We start from the raw sequence: 19,669 nt of genomic DNA, 5'->3' as shown, positions 1-19,669 counted from the left end.
CACCCTCAGCTGGCCTTGAGCGGCGCCCCAACGCGGCCCCAAGGCACCTCTGACGACCAGCCGAGCCGAGCCGAGCGAGCCGAGCGACCGTTGCACGGAGGCCCCCAGCGATCGGCCCATGCCCGTCCGAAGTGGTCAGTGCCAGGGCTCACCCCCCCCGACGCGTATCCCGGCTGGCACTGACGCACCCCATGGCGCCCGCGTTACATGCTTGGATACCGGCCGAGCCCGATCGAGCCGTAGCCCAGACACCCAACCCAGCCACCGCAAGCCCCCGCCGAGCCAGGCCAGGCCGGGGCGGCACGGGCGGCCGAGCGAAGCGGGGCGAAGCGGGGTGAAGCGGGGTGAAGCGGGGTGGGTCAGGAGATCAGGGCGGGGCATGGGAACGTTCGTCCTCAAGTCGCCGATGCGAGGCATGGTGGAGCGAAAATCGCGGCAAAGCGGAAAGTGGCTCTCACGCAGATTGCTGATTACGACTATTCGGCGCGCGGGTTAACACTTCGCGAGACGCGTCGGAATCGCTTCCCCCAGCAGTTATTCAGCCATTCAGCGACGTGCACGAAATAGCCGCATCAGGGCACCGCCGGATGATCTTATTCGGCCAGATCTCGCGGGTGTATGCCGCTCTCGCGCCCATCGATTCGCCTGGCTGGAGCCGCCTCGCCAACCGCAACCAGGCAAGGTTTGGGGCAGGGATGGTCCACGCAGGGATCAAGCCTGACCGCCCTGCGTGGCCATCCCTGCCCCAAACCGTCCCCCTCGCGAGAGTGCGCGAAGAGCGGAGAACGGGACGCGCCCACACGGACACGGCAGACAGACACAAACACGATCGGCGCAGGCCGGGCGCCCCAAGATACGGCCGGCGCAGGCAAGGCGGGCGGAAGCGCGACCCGGCGGGCGAAACGCAGCACGGCGGGCGGAGCCGCGGCCGGGCAGGAACGGGCCGGAGGCGGAACGGGGCTGGGCCGCTCCGGAGAGCGGCCCAGAAACCCCACGCAACCCGCTACTTAGCCTCGGCGAGGGACTTGATCGTGGACGCGTCGTCCTTGCGTACGGCGGTGAACAGGGCTTTCGCCTTCGCCTTGTCCGGCAGCACCACGCTCTGGCTGCCGATCATGCCGGTGCCCTTCGTCGGGCTGGTGTAGAAGCCCAGGTTCTCGCTGCGCAGGTGGCGCAGGTCCATCGCCATGTCGACCATGTTCATGTCCTTGTCGACGCTCACCGTGTTCGTGGTCGCCTTGAGGAACGAGTTCAGCCGGCCCGGGTTGGTGAGCACGCCACCGGACACGGCCTTGTTCAGGATCGCCTTGATGACCTGCTGCTGGTGGCGGATGCGGGCGAAGTCGCCGTCCTTGAACGCGTACCGCTCGCGGGCGTAGTCCAGCGCCGCGGCGCCGTCCATCTCCTGCGGGCCCTTCTCGAATTTTCGGATGCTGTTGGCGTTCAGCGAGTGCGTCGAGGTGAACGACGTCTCGACGTCGACCTCCACCCCGCCGAGCGCGTCGACGATCTCCTTGAACCCGGCGAAGTCCACGAGCGCGACGTGGTCGATCCGGACGGTGGTGTAGTCCTCGACAGTTTGCACCATCAGCGGCACGCCGCCCCACGCGAACGCCGCATTGATCTTGGCGTTGGTGTTGCCGTGCTTGCCGTCGGCCGACTTGGGGATGTGTACCCAGGTGTCGCGCGGGATGGAGATCAGCTGGGCGGCGTTCTGGTCCTTCGTCACGTGCAGCACGATGATCGTGTCGCTGCGTGAGCCGCCGTCGTTCTCCGGGTCGCGGGAGTCGCTGCCGAGCAGCAGGAAGTTCTTGGCCTCGCCGGCGGCGGCTTCCTTCTGCGGGCGGGTCGCCTCGGGTACCTGGTCGAACGCGTCGACCCGGTCCAGGTCGCCTTCGACGGACTTCAGGTACCACGCGCCGCCCGCGAGGCCGATCCCGGCGAGGACGATCGGCACAAGCAGGATGATCAGTGCGATTTTCCACTTCTTACGCGGCTTGCGCTCCGCGTGCTTCCCCGGTTCCGGGGTGTCGACCGGCTCCATCACCGCGGTGGAGTCCGAGTCGTAGATCGGCTGTCGGGTCGGCATGGCGACGATGCTACTGACGCACGCAAGCCGGAATGGGGCCGCTCGTGGACCGTGAGCAGCGGACACCGGGCGATGCCGTGGAAAACGCGCATGCTTCGCCGGACATCAATGGTGAAGATCACACCCTTAGGCACGTTTCCGGGATGAAAACGAACTGGGCAAAGACTACAAATGCCAGGTACCGGGGTGGCATCGACTGATCTGAACCTTTACGATCCGCCTCGATCACGGTAGTCGAACCGTGTTCATCGCACGGGGGATTCGATGATCCAACACATTGGCCCGGCGCTTCCGGGCCATCAGCCAACGGAAATCTCCGCCGGCGATCCGGGCGAGCAAAGGCACAATGGCTCGTTCGGCTGGTGGACGCCGTCACAGGAGGGTCGTCAATTGTCGATCCCGGCCCAGCGCACCGGCGGCGCCGCCAAGGACGACCCGGAGACCGAGCGGCTCATCGTCCCCGACGGGGATCTCGGCTCCACTGTCGTCCTGCCGTACCTCGCCTCCGCCTCCGCCAAACGCACCCGGCCGCTGCGTGCCTGGATGCTCACCCTGCCCGGCGACCTCGTCGCCTTCCTCGCGCCGCTGGCCTGGAGCCAGCAGTTCTGGAAGGCCACGGTCGCCACCGCGTTCGTCACCGTCGGTGTCTTCGCCGTCGGCGGCCTGTACCGGGCACGCCGGCACCTGAGTGTCCTCGACGAACTTCCCAGCCTCTACCTGCGGATGCTGACCGGCACCGGCATCGTCGCCATGGTGGTGGCCATCCGGCACGACTCGATCGACAACGTGGACGGTTTCCTGCGCCTGGCCGCGATCTCCGCCGTACTGCTACTGCCCGCGCGTGCGGTGAGCCGCATGGTGGTCCTGATGGCACGCCGCCGCCGCTGGGTGGAGCACAGCGCCATCATCGTCGGCGGTGGACCGGTCGCCATCGAGCTGGCCCGGCTGCTGCGCCGCTACCCGCAGTACGGCCTGCGGTTCGGCGGCTTCGTCGACGTGGCCCGGACCGGTCACGACAGCAAGGAGAGCATGCCGTTCGTCGGCAAGCTCAACGAGCTGGAGAAACTCGTCCAGCAGACCGAGTGCGACGTGGTCATCATCGCCGACGTGGACACACCCGAGAGCAAACTCTTGCGTACGGTGCTCGCGCCCGGCCTGCGCGATTGTGACCTGTGGATGGTGCCCCGCCTGCGCGAGTTCCCGCAGGGCACCGGCGCGCCCGACCACATCGGCGCGATCCCGGTGGTCCGGCTGCGGCGCCCGGTGCTCGACGGCCCGAGGTTCGCGGTGAAGCGCACCTCCGACCTGCTTGTCGCCACAGTGGCCCTGTTGCTGCTCAGCCCGATTCTGCTGCTGTGCGCGATCGCCACGTTCCTGGAGGGCGGCCGGGGCATCATCTTCCGGCAGCAGCGGGTCGGCCGTTACGGCAAGCCGTTCAACGTGCTCAAGTTCCGCTCGATGCGGCCCGCCGACGAGAAGGAGTCGCAGACCAACTGGAACATCGGCGACGATCCGCGGGTCGGCCCGATCGGCCGGTTCATGCGGCGAACCTCCCTGGATGAACTGCCGCAACTGTGGAACGTGCTGCGCGGCGACATGAGCATCGTCGGCCCGCGACCGGAGCGGCCGTACTTCGTCGACAGGTTCTCGGTCGATTACCCGGAGTATGCGATGCGGCATCGGGTTCCGGTCGGCCTGACCGGTCTGGCCCAGGTCAGTGGCCTGCGCGGGGACACCCCGATCTCCGATCGGGCGCGGTTCGACAACTACTACATCGAGAACTGGTCACTCTGGCTCGACGTCAAGGTCGTTTTGCGTACGGTGAGCGAGGTCTTCCGCGCCGGAGGCCGCTGACCGTACCGTCGGTAGGGTTCCGCTCATGACGATGATCAACGTGCTGGTGCGTGCCGCCACGGAAGCGCCGGACCAGGTCGTTGTCCACGTCGACGGCTCCGGTGGCGAGCGGATCACCACCTACGCGCAGCTGTACGCAGCCGCTCTCCGCATAGGTGGTGGCCTCCGCCAGGCCGGGCTGTCCGCGGGTGATCCGTTACTGATCGTCGCCGACGACAGCGCCGAGTTCCTGCCGCTCTTCTGGGGCGCGGTCCTGGCGGGCGTCGTGGCCGTACCCCTGCCTCCGGAACCGGACCGCCTGGCCGGAGTCTGGCACCTGCTCGGCCGGCCGCCATTGGCCGGCGACGCCGCATTGGACGCAGCCCTGGCCGGCGCCCTCGACGGCGCCCGGCGGCTGGACCTTTCCGCGTTACGCGCCGCCACCCCGCTCGCCGAGCCCTTCGCCGCAAGCCCCGCCGACCTGGCGTTCCTCCAGTTCTCGTCGGGCAGCACCGGCACCCCCAAGGGTGTCGAGCTCACCCACGGCAACCTCACCGCCAACCTCGAGCAGGCCCGGCTCGCCGCCGGCGCCGGCCCGTCCGACGTCGTGGTCACGTGGATGCCCTACTTCCACGACATGGGCCTGATCGGCACCCACCTGGTCCCGCTCCACCTGCGGTGCAAGCAGGTACGGATCAGCCCGCTCGCCTTCGCGAAGCGCCCCGAGCTGTGGCTGCGGACCGCCGCCCGGCACCGCGCGACCATCCTGTCCGCGGCGAACTTCGCGCTCGCCCTGACCGTCCGCCGGGTGAGCGACGAGGTGCTCGACGGCCTCGACCTGAGCAGCGTCCGGCTGATGATGGTCGGCGCGGAACCGATCTCGCCGTCCGTCTGGCGATCATTCGCGGACAGGCTGAGCCGAGCGAAGCTCGACCCGCACGCACTCCAGCCGGTCTACGGCCTGGCCGAGGCGACCGTCGCCGTCTCCTGCCCGCCGATGGGCGAGCTGGCCCGCCCGCATCGGCTGAGCCGGGCCGCGCTCGCCCGTGGTGTCGCGGTGGACGCGGCACCCGGCGCGCCCGCGGTGGAGTTCATGGACGTCGGCCGTCCCGTGCCCGGCTGCGAGATCCGGGTCACCGACGACACCGGGGAGCCGATCGAGAACGGTCTCGTCGGCCACATCCAGCTCCGCGGCCCGAACGTCACCCGGGGCTATCACGGTGATCCGGAAGCCACCGCTGAGGCGTTCGCCGACGGCTGGCTGCGCACCGGTGATCTCGGATTTCTCCGGGACGGGCGACTGTGTGTGACGGGCAGGCACAAGGACGTGCTGTTCGTGCACGGCCGGAACTTCCACGCGCCCGATCTGGAGGAGGTGGCGGCCGGCACTCCGGGCCTGGCCACGGGCCCGATCGCGGTGGTCGGCACCACCGATCCGGCGACCGGCCGCGAGCGGGTCGTGCTCTTCCTGGCCGCGTCGGCGGTCCGGGCCGATCCTGAGGTTGCGGTCCGTGCGCGGTCGCGCGTGGCAGAGGCGCTGGGGTACGACGGAGTCGAGCTCGACGTCGTGCCGAACGGCGCGTTCGCGCGCACCACCAGCGGAAAGTTGCGCCGCCAGGCCCTGCGAGACCGCATCCGGCCCGAAATAGAACGAACCCAGCCCGAAATAGAACGAGCCCGGCCCGAGGTCGAAGTGCCGGCGGGCGACAGCACCGCACGACCGCACACAGCGCTGTGGACCCGCAAAGAGGTCGAGGAGACGGTCCGCGCGGAGTGGGCCCGCGTCCTGCGAATCCCGGCGGAGCACATCGGGCCCGAGGACCGCTTCCTGGCGATCGGCGGTTCGTCGCTGGCCGCCATGGAGGTGCTGGCCGGCCTCGAGGACGCTGTCGGCCGTACCCTGAGCCCGGTCTTGTTGCGCGACGGCGCGACCGTTCCCGCCCTGGCCGACCTCCTCCTGGCCGCCCTCGCCGCACCGGCGCAACCCGCCACAACATCCGGAGCGGCCGCCGGAAAAGCCGGCCGAGCCGCAACACCCGAACCGGCCGTGACCAGTACGGACATCGCGATCATCGGAATGGCATGCCGGTTCCCCGACGCTGACACACCCGAGCAGTTCTGGGCGAACCTCCTCGCCGGCCGCGACAGCGTCACCCCGGTGACCCGTTGGTCCGGCGGCGGCCACGGGGCGTTCCTGTCCGATCCGGCCCAGTTCGACGCCGGCTATTTCGGTATCAGCGACGCCGAGGCCCGCCACCTCGACCCGCATGCGCGGATCTTCCTGGAGCTGGCACACGAGGCGCTGGAGCGCGCCGGATACGCGGGACCCCGCCGCCACCAACGCCGGATCGGAATCTTCGCCGCCGTAGGCGAAAGCGGCTACCCGGAGCTGCTGGCCGGCGCCGACCCCGGCCCGCACGCCCTCACCGGCACGCTGCGCAACCTCACCGCCGCCCGGGTGGCGCACCTGCTCGACCTCCACGGACCGGCCCTCGCCGTCGACACCGCCTGCTCGTCCGCGCTGATGGCCCTGCACCTGGCCCGCCTGAGCCTGACCGCCGGCGACTGCGACGTCGCGGTGGTCGGCGGCGTCAACCTCAACCTGACCGCAACCGGCGAACGCCTGCTCAGGGCCGCCCAGGCGCTCTCACCCACCGGCCGATGCCGAGCGTTCGACGCGGACGCCGACGGCTTCGTACCCGGCGAGGGCGGCGCCGCCCTGGTACTGACCCGCCTCACCGAAGCCGAAGCCGCCGCCGGCGCCGACGCCGACGCCGACAGGGGTGCCGGCAGCGCCGAGGTGCTCGCCGTTGTTCGCGGCACCGCTGTCAACAACGACGGCCGCTCACTGAGTCTGATGGCGCCGAACCCTCTCGTGCAGCAGGAAGTGATCGCCCAGGCGTACCGGAACTCGGGTGTAGATCCCGCACATGTCTCCTATGTGGAAGCCCACGGCACCGGGACCCCCGTGGGTGACCCGATCGAGGCCAGATCGCTCGCGCACGCCTTCTCCCCACTGCCCGGCCACCGGAAGCGCCTGCTCGGCTCGGTGAAGACCAATATCGGTCACCTGCTGAACGCCGCCGGTATGCCCGCGCTGGTCAAGGTAGTGCTCGCACTGCACCACCGAGAGCTCCCACCGTCGCTGCACCACGAACGCCCGTCGGACCGATTCGACCTGGCCGCCGCCGGCTTCGAAGTGGTGACCCAACGGCGCCCCTGGGACGGCCCTCTAATAGCCGGCGTCAACAGCTTCGGCTTCGGCGGCACCAACGCCCACGCAATCCTCTCCGCCGCCCCGCAGACGCAGCCAGCCCCGCAGACCCAGCCCACCCCGCAGACGCACCCCGCCGGACCCCATCTGCTCACCCTGTCGGCCCACTCCCCCGACGCCCTGCAGGCCGCCGCCACCAACCTCGCCGAACACCTCCACAACCACCCGGAACTACACGAATCCGACGTGTGCGCAACCGCCTCCACCGCCCGCGACGACGGCCCCTACCGATTCGCCGCAATCGTCCAAGGTGACTTGGCCGACCATTTGACATCCGTCCCCCGGGTAGCGCCGATCGGGCGCGCACCCGAGGTCGCCGAGCTGCATGCCGCCGGTTACGACAACGCAGATGTACGCCCAGCCGGCACCACCACCCACGCCCTGCTCTCCACAGCCGCCCACCTGTGGCTCCGCGGCGTCCCCCTCGACCGCACCCACCTCGACAAGGGCACCCGCCGCGTCCCACTACCCACCTACCCCTTCCAGCGCCGCCGCTACTGGATCACCGACCCCACCCTCTCCCTCCCCCGATGGGTAGATGCCCCAGCCCTGTCTCCCGCCCCGAACCCCGCCCCCGTCACCGTCCTGACCGCCACTCCCGCCGACAGCTCCACACCCTTCGGCACCGTCGTAACCTCCGCGGCCACCGCGCTGACGACCGCTCCCCGATCCGGCCATCTCCTGGTGGTCACCCACGACGTCCACACCACCGGCGCAGGCGCCGAAACCCCAGACCCCACCCACGCGATCTGGTCCGGCTTGGTGATGGCCCTGGCCGACGAAAATCCAGATCTCGGCGTACGCCTGATCGACCTCTCCTCAACCGACACCCAAGAACTCCACCGCGCCGCCCTGACCCAGGAGGCCGCCGATCCCCCTCACCCCGGCCCCGCCCAACTCGTAGCCTGGCGCAACGGCCGCCGCCTGACCCGCGACTTCGCCGCCCCTCCGACAGCCGCCCCTCCGGCAGCCATCCCTCCGACAGCCACCCCCGTCACCCTCCCCCTTGACGGCCGCTACCTCATCGTCGGCGGAGCCGGAGCCACCGGCGCCACGATCGCCCGCCACCTGGCCCGCCGCGGCCACCCCCACCTCCTCCTGACCGGGCGGTCCCCCGCACCCACCGGCCTTCTCGCCGAACTCCGCACCCTCGGCGCGACAGCCACCTACCAGGCAGCCGACATCACCGACCCCGCCGACGTGACCGCCCTGACCGCCGGCCGCGAGTTCGACGTCGTCATCCAGGCAGCGGGGGTGGTCCGCCCCGGCAGCCTCCGCTCAAAGACTCCCGCCGAGATCACCGACAGCCTCGCCGCCAAGGTCCACGGCACCCGCCTCCTCACCGAGGCCCTCCACGGGCAGAACCCGCTGTTCATCGCTCTGTCCTCGATCTCCTCCGTCCACCCGGGCCTGGCCGGAGCCCTGGGCGACTACGTAGCCGGCAACGCCTACCTCGACGCGTTCGCCGCAGCCGAACAGAAAGCCGGCCGCCGCTTCGTCTCCGTCAACCTTCCACCCCTCTCCGGCGGCGGCATGGCCGTGACCGGCATGCAAGCCGGCGGCAACACGCTGCCCCTCGACCAGGTTCCGGACATCCTCAGCGCCGCCGCCGCCCTCAACACCCCGCAGGTGCTGGTCACCGCGACAACGAACCAAAGCCCAGGACAGGCCGAAGAGCCCGCCGCACCCCCGGCGAAGACCGCACCGGCAACCACACCCACCGGAGCCGGATACGACGAGATCGTGGCAATCGTCCGGGAGCTCCTGGCCGACCCCCTCGAACGGCAGCCGGAGACCATCGGACCCGACGAACCGTTCCTGGCGCTCGGCCTCGACTCCCTGACCGCCGTCGACCTGGTCAAAGCCCTGGAGACCCGGCTCGGCCGAACGCTCTCGACCACCCTCTTCTTCGAGCACCGGACCACCGCCGAGCTCGCCCGCCACCTGACCGGCGGGCAGATCTTCCCGCTGAGCCCGGTTCAGCTTGCCTTCCACACCACCGGGCGTCTTTACCCCACAGTGCCGGCGTACGCGTACGTCAGGCAGACCGTGACCGGACCTGTCGATCCGGACCGGCTGGGTCGCGCCTTCGCCGAGCTGGAGCGGCGCCATCCCATGCTGCGGGTGCGGTTCGGGCCGGACGGCCAGTATGTCGCGGCACCGGGCAGCGGACGGCCGGACTGGTTCACCGAGACCACGCTGACCGGGCCGGTCGAGGAGCTGGACGCCGTACTGCGCAACCGGACCTTCGACCTGACGCGGGAGGCTCCGATCCGTGCCGTGCTGGCCGCTGACCGGAGCCGGGCACACGTGATCCTGGTCGTGCATCACGCCGCCGCCGACGGGTACAGCATCGCGGTCCTCGGCGACGAGCTCTGGTCCCTGTACGCCGGTGCTGAGCTGCCCGAACCGCCCCGTGCCACGTTCGCCGATCACGAGGCGGCGCGCACCGCACCGGCGGAGGACGATCTCGCTTTCTGGCGGGAGAGGCTCACGTCGTACCCCTGGCTGGGTCTTCCTGTCGATGGTGACCCGGAAGCCGGTCCGCAAGCGCCGTACGCCGTACATCAGGAGGAGGCCGACCCGGCACTCACCGCACTCCTGACCGATAAAGCCCGCACCGCCGGTGTGTCGTTGTTCCATCTTCTCCTGGCCGGTTACGTCCGCTGCCTGGCGCGGTGGAGTGGCCAGGCGGCCGTGCCGGTCGCGGTGGCTCGCGCCGGGCGCACCGCTCGCCTGGCCGGAGTGGACCGGATGGCCGGGCCGTTCGCGGACACCCTGCCGATCCTCGCCCACGTCTCCGCCGACGAGCCGGCCGAGGCACTCGCCGATCGGCTCCGTCAGGCGTGGCTGGCGGCTGAGCAGCACGGTTCGGTCTCCACGGTGGACATAGCGCGGATGCTGGCGGTGGGAGGCGCCGGACCGCGGACCGCGAGCCCGGCGAGTTTCAGCTTCGCGAGGTTCCCCGGCGCGGGTGCGACAGCGGAGCACGTGGTGGCGACCACCGCCGGTACAGCGTCCGCCGCGACCCGCCTGGGCTTGGTCTGTTTCGAGGCGAGCGGCGCCCTGCACTTCTCCTGGAACTACCCGGAGTCGCTGTTCCAGAGGGCGACAGTGGAACGCCTGGCTGCCGACCACCTGGCCGAGCTGACCGCTATAGCCCATGCCACGCCGCCCTCGCGGGAGACCGTGCCGATCGTCGAGCGCATCCGTGCCCAGTGCCGCCTCACCCCCGAAGCGACAGCGGTCCTCACCAACGGCACCCCGCTCACCTACCTCGAGCTCGACCTGGCCTCCGACCACCTCGCCGCCCGCCTGACCGCCACGGGCGCCCACTCTGCCTCCACCGGCGCCCGCCGGATCGGCCTGCTCACCGGGTCGGGAGCGGCGACCGTCATCGGCGTCGTCGCCATCCTCAAGGCCGGCGCCGCCTGGGTTCCGCTGGACGCCGCCCACCCGCCGGCCCGCCTGTCCGCGCAGCTGACCCGCGCCGGCGCCGACGTGGTCGTCGGTGATCCCTCCACCCGCGACGCGGCCCGGGCTCTCGGCAGCTTCACCGTCGTCGAGGCCTCCACCGAAGCCGGCACCGCATCCCCCGCCGCGCCGCCCCCGGTGGCCACGCGCCCGGAGCAGACCGCGTACGTCATCTTCACCTCCGGTTCGACCGGCCGCCCCAAGGGTGTGCCGGTCACCCACCGCGCGATGGCGAACTACCTCGACTGGTCCGTGGCGACCTTCGGCTACCGCGCCGGCGACCGGCTCGCGCAGACCGCGTCGATCTGCTTCGACGCCTCGGTACGGCAGCTGCTCGCCCCGCTGCTCGTCGGCGCCACCGTCGTCGCCTGGGACCGGGACGTCGTCCGCGACCCGGCTGAACTGCTGGCCCGCGTGCAGAGGGACCGGGTCACCGTCTGGAGCTCGGTACCGACCCTGTGGGAGCGGCTCCTCATCGCCGCGGAGAAGCAGAAGCCGGACCTGTCCGCCCTGCGCTGGGTCCACGTCGGCGGCGAAGAGCTCTCCCCCGCGCACGTGCGCCGATGGTTCGACCTGTTCGGCTCCGGTCAGCGGATCGCCAACCTCTACGGCCCGACCGAGACCACCATCAACGCCACCTACCACGTGATCAGCGAGCGTCCCGGTGACGACGTCCTGCGCCTGCCGATCGGGCGCCCGGTCGGCGGTGCCCTGGCCGAGGTGGTCGGCGAGGACGGGCGGCCGTGCGCCCCGGGTGAGGCCGGGGAGCTCCACATCGGCGGGATCGGCGTGGCTGAGGGGTATCTGGACGATCCGGAGCAGACGGCCAGGGCTTTCGTCGAGCGGGAGGGGCAGCGCTGGTACCGCAGTGGTGACCTGGCGGTGCGGGACGAGGACGGGCTGTTCTGGTTCCGTGGCCGGGCCGACGACCAGGTGAAGATCCACGGGTACCGCGTCGAGCCGGGTGAGGTCGCGGCCGTCCTGCACGGGCATCCGGCCGTGGACCGCACCGCCGTACGCGTCGACGGCTCCCGCCTGGTCGCCTGGGTCCAGCCCCGTGAGGGCACCGATCCGAGCGGGGCTGAGCTGCGCGCGTACCTCGAAGGCCTGCTCCCCTCCTACCTGGTCCCGGCCCGCTTCGAAATCATGCCGGCTCTCCCGGAGACCCCCACCGGCAAGATCGACCGCACCGCCGCCAAGATCGATCATGCCGTCACCGCGACCGAGCGGCTTCTGGCCCAGGTCTGGTCCCGTCAGCTCGGCCTGGAACAGGTGAGCCGGGACGACGACTATTTCGCGCTCGGCGGTGACTCGATCGGCGTACTGGAGATGTTCGCCGCCCTCGAGACCGACCTCCCGGCCCTCCCCCGGCCGACCGTCGTCTACCAGCACCGGACCCTCGCTGAGCTGGCCGCGATCATCGACGCGACCGCCACCCCCACCGCCACCGCCACCGCCACCGCCACCGCCACCGCCACCGAGCAGCCGGAGCCGACCACGGCCGAATCCGCCGGCGCCTACCCGCTCACCCTCACCCAGCGCGGTTTCCTCCTGGCCGACGCCATCGGCACCCCGTCGACCTGGCTGGCAGCACCTCGCCTGCACGGCCCCCTCGACCCGGACCGTTTCCAGCAGGCCGTCGACGTACTCGTGGCCCGGCACCCGATGCTGCGCACCGTCTTCCACCCACCGCTCCAGCAGGAACTCCCCCACATCCCCCGCCTGCTCGTCGGCTACGAGCCGAACCCCGGACCCGTGGACGAGGAGATCACCGCCGAACGGGCACACACCTTCGACCCGGCGTCCTGGCCGCTGGTCCGGCTACGCCTGCTGCGCCTCGGCCCGGACGAGCACGTCCTGCTGACGCACGCGCACCATCTGATCGGCGACGGCTACAGCGTGGCGCTGCTGCTCCGTGAACTGCTGACCGTTTATGACGGCGGCACGCTCCCCCCGCCGCGCTCCACCTTCCGCGACTACGCCCGCCTGCTCAGCGCCCTGACCCCAACACCCGTCCCGCAGGACCGGATCAGCTTCGACACCGGCCCCGTCACGTCAGTCGGCGCCACCCTCGGTCCAGCCATCGTCACCGCCCTACACGAACTGGCCACCGCGGCGGGCGTGACCCCGTTCGCGCCAGTACTCACGGCTTACCACCGCGCCCTCGCCCGCCTCACCGCTCCGCCCCTCACCGGCCACACCGATCCGTCTCCCGCCGACCGTGACCCGGTCGTGGGTGTCGCGGTCACCGGCCGCGACCATGCCCTGTCCGATCTAGCCCACCTGTTCGGCCCGTGCGCCACCGCCGTCGCTGTCCGCCCCGGCCCACCCACCGAGTTCCCCGCCGACCTACGCCGCATGGCCGCCGCCGTCACCGAAGCCCGCTCCCGCGTCTTCACCGCCCCCGAAGGCTGGCAGTACTTCTTCACCTACCTCGACTTCGACGCCCTCGGCCCGATCCGCGGCGACACCCTCCACCTCTCCTGGCCCGAATCGGACACCGACCTCTCCCCACCCCCCGGCACCGACGTCCTGCTCGCCGTCCGCCCCACCGCCGCCGGCCTACGCCTGAGCCTGCGCGGCCGAATCCCCCCGGCCCTGCTCAACCGCCTGCTGACCGACCTGCGCACCGACCTCGAAACCGCCGCGGCGCGCCATCACCAACCGGCGGAGCCCGCCGCGCCACCCACGCGCCAGGCAGCGCAAGCCGCGTCGCCTGCTGATCAGCTGGATGCCGCGCTGATCGGTTACCTCCCGGCCCCCGCGCAACTCGCGGCCCTGGCCACGGACCTGCCACCAGAGGTACGCACCCTGCTGCCCGGCCTCGACCGCGAAACCATCCGGGCACTCCTGTTCCCGGACGGCTCCCCACGACTGCTGGAAACGGTCACCACCCCGCTCGGCCGCTCCGCCTTCGTCTGCGTACCCCGGTTCGCCGACGAACTCGGCGACGGCCTCGCCGCTGACACCGCCGCCGCCGTTGATCTGGCCGCCGCCCACGGCGCCCGTACCGTCTCGCTGGCCGGCATGATCCCCGCGAGCACCGGCTACGGGACCGCCGTCACCGCCCTGGTGCGCTCCGGCGTCCGGGTCACCACCGGCCACGCCGTCACCGCGGCCTCGGTCGTCCGCACCACGTTCGCCGCACTCACCGCCCAGGACCGGAAACTCCCGGAGTGCGTCCTGGCCGTCGTAGGCGCCGGTTCGATCGGTACGTCCTCCCTGCACCTTCTCCTGTCCCGCGCCGCACAGCCACCAGCCGCGCTCGTGCTCTGTGACCTGCCGGCCGCAGCCACCCGGCTCACCGCCCTCGCCGCCGAACTCCGGACCGCCGGCTATCCGGGCCCGATCACCGTCGTGGCGGCCACGCCGTCCGCTCCGGACGAGGTCTACGCCGCCGACCTCATCGTGGCGGCGACCAGCGGCGGTCCCGGCACCGTGGACGTCGACCGGCTCCGCCCAGGCACGATCCTGGTGGACGACTCCTTCCCACACTGCTTCGACGCCAGCCGCGCCCTCGCCCGGATGCGGGACTTGGGAGACGTCCTGGTAGTCGGCGGCGGCCTGCTGGACTGCGGCCCCACCGACCGCGCGATGACACCGGGCCTTCCACTCTCGACCCGCCCCGGCCTGCCCGGCGCCATCGCCTCCTGCCAGCTCGAATCGCTGCTGCAAGCGGTCACGCCGGACCTCCCGCTGGTCTCCGGCCCGGTCGACGCTCACCTTGCCGACGCCTACTGGGCAGCACTCGACGCGGCCGGCATCCGAGCCGCACCGCTGCACCTGCTCAGCCACCGGCTATGACCCGGCGCACGCCACCCCCAACGTGGAAAGGTGCACCGCCACACCGTGCGGAGGTGCAGCGCCACACCGTGCGGAAGCGTGCGCTGCGCGGGCTGCCGGTTGCCGGGTGCCGGTTGCCGGTTGCCGGGTGCCGGGTGCCGGGTGCCGGGTGCCGGGTGCCGGTTGCCGGTTGCCGGTTGCCGGTTGCCGGTTGCCGGTTGCCGAAGCGTCAGGTCGTCAGGTAGCGCACGTCGCGGATCACCTCCGAGACGGCGATCGGGCCCAGGTCGGTGAAGGCGGCCGGTTGTCCGCCGCCGTTCAGGACCCGGACGCCGGTAAGGTGCTGGGGCGCGTCCGGGTCCTGCCAGTGGTAGCCGGGGCCGAACCCGATCTCGGCGGTCCGGCTGCCGGGCCAGTAGCGGAAGAGCGCGCCGTGGCCGCTGCTGAAGTCCCAGCCGAGCGCGGTGAGCGTGAACAGCTTGCGGCCCTCGACGGGCGCACCGGCCCAGGACGCCGGGTCGGCGTCGGCGGCGGTGAACAGCTCGCGGCCCACCTGGGGGAACGGCTGGATGATGGCGTAGTCGGCGAAGAGCTCCGCCCAGGCTGACCGCTCGGCCGCGAAGTGCCACGGGTGGGCCAGGCCGACAGTCGCCTCCCCGTCGAGGATCCAGGTCTTGTCGTCGACGTCGGCGAAGGTGCGGTCCTCGGCGGCCCGGAAGGTCGCGATCACCGCACCCCGCTCGTCGAAGGTGGCCCACAGCAGCCGGCGGGTGAGCTGCCACATCAGCGGGTGCCGCACGAGGAACCGCTGGAAGTCCGGCGCTGCCCAGCGGCGCGCCATGACCATGGCTTCCTCCAGGGCGCGGGTCCGCTCGGCGCCGAGCGTCTTCAGGTCCTTCTTCAGCTCGGCGAAGCGCTGGTAGGAGGCCGCCGCGAGTGGCCGGTCGTCGGCGGCGGCCGGCCGGGGCAGCCGGGAGAACGCTTTGCCGGCCTGGTCGGTGAGCAGCGGCTGAAGCTGCTCGTCGAGGCTGACGGTGAACCGGCGGGGGCCGTAGTCGAGGGTGGTCCGGCCGTCGTCGCCGAGGCCGAGGTCCGGCACGATCCGGTCGGCGAGTTCCTCGGGCCGCAGGCTCCGGGCGGTGGCCACGGCCCGGAGACGCTCCTCGGCGAACCGGCGGAAGCCCGCTGTCCGCGCCTTGCGGGACAACCGGTTCAGGTGGGTGAGGGCGAGGTCGGTGCCGATCGCTGCGAGAACGTCCATCCCGGTACGCACGCGCATGCTGCTCGACGCCCACGACGGGAAGAGGGCCACCAGGCCGGGCACTGTCGAGTCGTCCCCGAACAGGGCCAGCGCCACCATCGCCAGGTTGCTCTTCGCCGGGTACTGGGCGGCCTGCCACTGCTCGAAGATCTCCCACGCGAAGGCGGCGAGATGTTCCGGCTCGCACAGCGCGCGCACGTCGGCGATACCGGGGGCGGCCTCAGCGATCTTCGAGACGGCGAGCAGCCCGCACAGCGCCCGTGCCGCTTCCCCCGACAGCACCTCCCCACTGTCGCGAAGGACGACCGCGGGCAGCCGCGGCACCACCAGCCACTCCGGCAGGTCGGGCACTCGGATCGCCCGGCCGTTCGCCCGGCGCGGCGGCACCGCAAGCACCTCCGGAGTAACACCCGCCGAAGCCACACCGTGCGAGACCACACCGTCCGACACCACACCGTCCGGCACCACACCGTCCGGCACCACACCGTCCGGCACCACACCGTCCGGGACCGCACCGTGCGAGGCCACACCGTGCGAGGCCACCTCCGGATACGTGAGCAGATGGTCCCGGAGCAGCTCCGGAGCGACCTCGGACCCCTCCGCTTTCGCTTCCAGCACCCGCAACGCCAGCCGGGGGTCACGCTTGGCGGCGGTCAGGAACGCCGGCCGGAAATACTTCACGTCGATGTGGTCCACCACCAGACCGAGTGCTTCCTCGGTGGGCACCGCGGCCAGCGCAGCGATCGCCCGCTTCTCGTCATCCGCCGTGTCGAGCTCCTGGCCCTGCGGCCCGCGGCGCCGCAGCAGCCGCACCCAGGTCGATCCGATCCCGGCACCGCCGGTCGCCACGATCTCTTCCGCCCGGGCCAGGACCGGCGCCGGCAGCGACGGCGCGGCCGCCGGAAGGAGCCGCGGCTCGCCGAGCACCAGCCCACCGAGCAGATCCGTATACAACGGGTGGACCGGCTCCCGCTCGCTGAGGATCCGCAGGGCCCGGACCGGGAAACGGGTAAGTGCCCCGGACTTGAGCAGGAGACCGGCCCGGTTGCGGCGCGCCTCGACGGTTTCCCGCAACAGCGTCCGGAAGGCCTCGTCCGTCGGGACCGCCGCGAGCAACCGGACAGTCTCCGCGTTCAGCCGATCGCGACGGGACGGCTTCCCGAGGTGCAGCCACAGCAGATCGCGGTAGAAGGGATCGGCGACGAACGGTGCGGCATCCGGCCCGACACCCTCCATGAACGTGCCCACGATCCCCGCGGTCTCCAGCCCGAACAGGGACAGCCTGAAGGTGCCACGAAGCTGTTCGAGGTGGCTGACCCGGCTGGCGGCAAGCAGCAGGACACAGACGAGGTGGCGGTGATCGCCCCAGCCGAAGCGCTCGCCGCCGGTTTCGTCGGCCGCCCACTCCGCGGCCATGGCGACATCCGCGTCGACCCAGTCGAGGCGGGTCGGGATCAGGTAGGACGTCGCGATCCGGCCGACCGGTGTGGTCCGGCACCGCTCGAGGATCTCGGTGGCCCGCTCGTAGTCGGCATCGGAGGCCACCGCCAGGCGGGACCGCACGACAGCCGCCAACCAGTAGAAGCCCTCCAGGTCGTTGCCGCGCCACATTCGTTCATAGTTTTTCACCGGGACCGGATCGACAGCCCAGAGAGCACCCGTGGTGATCAGCCCGATCAGTTCCACGGCGACCCGGGTGGTGAACTCGATGCCGGACCGGGACACCCACAGATCGACCAGCTCCCGCGCGGTCCCGCCGTGCCGGCTGCTGGTGAGCATGGCGGCGACGGCGGCCCCGCGCGGATCGGGATCGGTGTCCGACTCCCAGCCGTCCAGGTAGCGATGCCCCGCGGCGACAAGCGCCTCGTCGAAGATCACGGTGCGCTCCGACATGCGGCGCCTGGTCTTCACGACGCTTTCGGAGCTCAGCCGATCTCGCAGCCGGACGTCCGCGCCGGTGGGAATCGGGTCCGGCACGACCTGACCACCACGGCGGTGATGCAGACCCTGGCGCCAGGCCGGCGGCAGCACCCAGGCGTCCTCGTCCGGCAGCACGAACTTCCCCACGGCATCTCCCTTGATCGATGGGCGCCCGGAACGCTAGACCATCGGTACGACAATTAAGACCATTCACAGTCGTCGATCAGCCTGCTAGCGTCACCCCACGTTGTTGTGTGACCACCCAGCGTGGGGAGGTTCAGGTGAGGACAACCATTCGCCGAGGGGCCGCGGCTGCGGTGACCGCCGCGCTCGCGGTCTTCGGACTGTCGACCGGTGCACAGGCGACACCCGCGGAAGCCGCCGTGCTGGCGGTACCCGGAGCCGAGGTGGTGCCCGACAGCTACGTCGTGGTGCTGAAGTCCGGCAAAGCCCCGCGAACCGTGGCCGGCCGGCACGAGGCGGCCGTGCTTCACTCGTACACCAAGGTCTTCAACGGTTTCGCAACGAGCATGACGGCGCGCAAGGCGCGTCAGCTGGCGGCCGACCCGGACGTCGCGTTCGTGCAGCCCAACGTGATCCACCGGATCTCCGACACGCAGGCGAACCCGCCGTCCTACGGCCTGGACCGCATCGACCAGCGCAATCGTCCGCTGAACGCGGCATACACCTACAACACGACGGCGTCGAACGTGCACGCCTACATCGTCGACACCGGCATCCGCACCTCACACCAGGACTTCGGCGGGCGCGCGGCAAGCGGATACGACGCGGTCGACGGTGGCACCGCAGACGACTGCAACGGCCACGGTACGCACGTCGCCGGCACGGTCGGCGGCACCGCCTACGGTGTGGCGAAGGGCGTGCAGCTGGTGGCCGTACGCGTGCTCGACTGTGAGGGCAGCGGCACCACCGCCCAGGTCGCCGCCGGCATCGACTGGGTGACGGCCAACGCGGTGAGGCCCGCCGTGGCGAACATGAGCCTCGGCGGCAGCGCCGACACGGCCCTCGACAACGCGGTCCGCGCGTCGATCGCGTCCGGCGTCAGCTACGCGATCGCCGCCGGCAACGGCTTCCTCGGCCTGTTCGCGCTCGACGCCTGCACCCAGTCGCCGGCCCGCGTCCCGACCGCCATCACCGTCTCCGCCACCAACAACACCGACGCGAAACCGTCCTGGGCCAACCGCGGCACCTGCGTCGACGTCTTCGCACCCGGAATCAACATCACCTCCACCTGGTCCACGAACGACACCGCCACCAACACCATCAGCGGCACGTCGATGGCCGCACCGCATGTGGCCGGCGGGGCCGCCCTCTACCTGGCGAACCATCCCGAGGACACACCCGCGCAGGTCCATGCCGCGATCGTCAGCAACGCCACCACCGGTGTCGTGACGAGTCCTGGTTCCGGCTCACCCAACCGCCTGCTCCACACCGCCAACTTCTGACACCACCACCCGGCAGGTCCGGGGCGTTCGGCGATGTTGTCGCCACCATGCCCCGGACTTCCGTGATCGCGGAAACCGATGGTGGTAAGGCGCGCACGCAGGGGCGCGGCTGGCAGCGGGGCGGTCAGTGGGTGGCGGAGGAGGTGGCGGTGGAAACGGGGGTGGGGCGGCGGCTGTTGGCGCGGCCTCGGCGGGTTACGTCGAGTTGCCAGTGTTCGGGGAGGCGGGTGCCACAGGAGTCGAGGAAGTGGGCGTTGAGGACGCGTACGGTGTCGCCGGTCGGCAGCGTGATGCGGGATCCCGGTGGGGCGACCGTGTCCGGGGGGCAGAAGACTGTGCTGTCGGTGACTACGCACGGTCCGACCTGGACGGGTGCGGAGCCGGTGGCTGCCCGCACCTCCACGGCACAGGGTTCGGTCGTGTGCAGCAACGAGAATTCCAGCCAGTTCACTGTCGCTTCTCCCGATGACCGATGGCGGATGACCGATTCCGGTAGGTACTGCACTGTGGACATTTCCCATCAGCGCCCCGCCTAATCCCGGCGAGCCGCGGCCGGTGATCATTCCAGG

The 19,669-nt window shown here is 71.0% G+C and carries 6 protein-coding genes; 3 read left to right on the top strand and 3 right to left on the bottom strand.

What is annotated here, in order from left to right; all coding sequences use genetic code 11:
* Positions 1 to 1,003 precede the first annotated feature (1,003 nt).
* Positions 1,004 to 2,089 (bottom strand): LCP family protein, encoded by a 1,086-nt coding sequence (locus tag ACFQV6_RS34970; protein WP_378031948.1) that lies wholly within the window; start codon positions 2,087 to 2,089, stop codon positions 1,004 to 1,006.
* A gap of 390 nt (positions 2,090 to 2,479) precedes the next feature.
* Between ACFQV6_RS34970 and ACFQV6_RS34965 the strand changes: the two genes are divergently transcribed.
* Positions 2,480 to 3,943, top strand: a complete 1,464-nt coding sequence (locus ACFQV6_RS34965; protein ID WP_378031947.1) for a sugar transferase — start codon at positions 2,480 to 2,482, stop codon at positions 3,941 to 3,943.
* A 25-nt stretch (positions 3,944 to 3,968) separates the two neighbouring features.
* Positions 3,969 to 14,474, top strand: a complete 10,506-nt coding sequence (locus ACFQV6_RS34960; RefSeq protein WP_378031946.1) for an amino acid adenylation domain-containing protein — start codon at positions 3,969 to 3,971, stop codon at positions 14,472 to 14,474.
* 208 nt (positions 14,475 to 14,682) lie between these two features.
* Here ACFQV6_RS34960 and ACFQV6_RS34955 read toward each other — a convergent pair whose 3' ends face one another.
* Positions 14,683 to 17,781 carry a DUF4132 domain-containing protein gene (locus ACFQV6_RS34955; protein ID WP_378031945.1) on the bottom strand — a complete coding sequence of 1,033 codons (3,099 nt, stop codon included), beginning with the start codon at positions 17,779 to 17,781 and terminating at the stop codon, positions 14,683 to 14,685.
* Positions 17,782 to 17,915: 134 nt separating this feature from the next.
* Here ACFQV6_RS34955 and ACFQV6_RS34950 point away from each other — a divergent pair, with 134 nt between their 5' ends.
* On the top strand, positions 17,916 to 19,100 hold the full coding sequence (locus tag ACFQV6_RS34950; protein WP_378031944.1) for a S8 family peptidase: 1,185 nt from the start codon (positions 17,916 to 17,918) through the stop codon (positions 19,098 to 19,100).
* A gap of 124 nt (positions 19,101 to 19,224) precedes the next feature.
* On the opposite strand, the gene ACFQV6_RS34945 is transcribed toward ACFQV6_RS34950, so the two are convergent.
* Positions 19,225 to 19,551: a hypothetical protein gene (locus tag ACFQV6_RS34945; RefSeq protein WP_378031943.1), complete on the bottom strand. Its 327-nt coding sequence runs from the start codon at positions 19,549 to 19,551 to the stop codon at positions 19,225 to 19,227.
* Positions 19,552 to 19,669 lie beyond the last annotated feature (118 nt).

The sequence above is a fragment of the Actinoplanes sp. GCM10030250 genome, from assembly GCF_042666575.1.
In the GTDB taxonomy this organism is placed as follows: Bacteria; Actinomycetota; Actinomycetes; order Mycobacteriales; family Micromonosporaceae; genus Actinoplanes.
This window is presented reverse-complemented; position numbering and strand designations above follow the sequence as displayed.